The organism is Lysinibacillus sp. NPDC059133, assembly GCF_042755925.1.
Taxonomy (GTDB): domain Bacteria; phylum Bacillota; class Bacilli; order Bacillales_A; family Planococcaceae; genus Lysinibacillus.
Map to the genome: position 1 here is coordinate 1 of NZ_JBHZDH010000058.1, position 1,418 is coordinate 1,418.

The 1,418-nt window shown below is 37.7% G+C and carries 3 pseudogenes; all 3 read left to right on the top strand.

Going from position 1 to position 1,418, the window contains the following annotated elements:
- Positions 1-170: 170 nt before the first annotated feature.
- A pseudogene (locus ACFXN8_RS22150) lies at positions 171-319 on the top strand (MerR family transcriptional regulator); the annotation flags it as partial.
- A 10-nt stretch (positions 320-329) separates the two neighbouring features.
- Positions 330-701, top strand: a pseudogene (locus ACFXN8_RS22155) (RNA-guided endonuclease InsQ/TnpB family protein); the annotation flags it as partial.
- Between the two features lie 207 nt (positions 702-908).
- Positions 909-1,154, top strand: a pseudogene (locus tag ACFXN8_RS22160) (peptidase M14); the annotation flags it as partial.
- Positions 1,155-1,418 lie beyond the last annotated feature (264 nt).

Below are 1,418 nucleotides of genomic sequence, written 5' to 3' on the forward strand. Positions count from 1 at the left end.
GTCTGCGCTTATGTGAAAGCATAAGAGGTCTACTCGTGAGAGAAAGACTGCATGAAGGGTTGCGCCTTCGTGTGAACAAGAAAAATATATACAAAACAAATATAAAAATGTTAACAACCTCTCTAAACAGGGTAATGTGACTTTATCATAGTGAAAGAGAGGTGGTACACATGGAATTAATGTCCATTGAGAAATTTGCTAAACGTGTTGGTGTAAATGTTGTAATTTTAAGAAGAATGGAGTAAAGGGCGAGTTTATGCATGCCCATGTATCTTCTGGCGGTACGAGATATTACTCTGTTGAACAATTAAAACAGTTCTGCAACGCACCATAAGCGACTTAACGACATTCGAACAAATCATTTACATCAGTGTTCTAATGAGATTGTGAAAACCAAGCCATCTCGTATTGTAAAGGAACATTTACATGTAAAAGGTATGATGAAAAATAAACATCTGGCGAAGGCGGTAGCCGGGCAAAAGTTATATGAATTCAAGCGGCAAATTCAATACAAATGTCAAAAATACAGAATTAAATTTATTGAAGCCGACAGATGGTTTCCATCATCAAAAACTTGTTCTTGTTGTGGACAAATCAACTCCAATATGAAACTGAAAGACAGATTATATATCTGCTCTTGCGGATTAAAGTTGGATAGAGATTTGAACGCAAGCATTAACTTAGCAAATTACTCAATCTAAGGAATGTAACTGACACTAAACCTTAGATGTGTACGCAACGATACTGCGGAATTTAAGCCTTTGGAGAGTCATACTAAATGGTAGTAGCTTTTTGCGAAACCAGACTCAGAGAAGAAGGAAGACACAAATACGAAAATCGGAAGATATAAGTTGTGTCACAGTAGAGATGTCTACATTTTTTAAGAAATGTATATGTTTTTCGTATCGGGTTTTGAAAATCTCGAACCACCAGAGTCAGAAATCCTGGTTAATGAGTTTAGCCGGGTTAGTGGCTACGAGCCTATCAATTCAGCAGGCAGTTATGCGGGCTATAAAGATTGGTTTATCCAGGACTGGCGTAGACCTGGATTCACTGTTGAGTTAGGTAGTGGTACAAATCCTCTTCCACTTAGCCAATTCGAGGACATCTATGAAGAGACATTAGGTATATTCCTTGCAGCATTGTATATGTAAGTGAAATCGATAATCTAAGAATAGTTCCCCTTGAGGATTTTTCATCTTAATTCAATTCTAAATAAATATCCCCAATCCCCTTTTACCTCTAAAGTGAATGGGGATTTTTTACCCTCTGATTGATTGCTTCTTGATAGTTCATCACCAAAAGTTGTGGATGACTTTTGTTAAAACGTCTACTATGTCAATAAGTTGATTGGAGTGGAGGCTGGGCGACTCCTTGGGGATTAGCGATATAGAGGAACGAAGGCTAAAAGCATCACC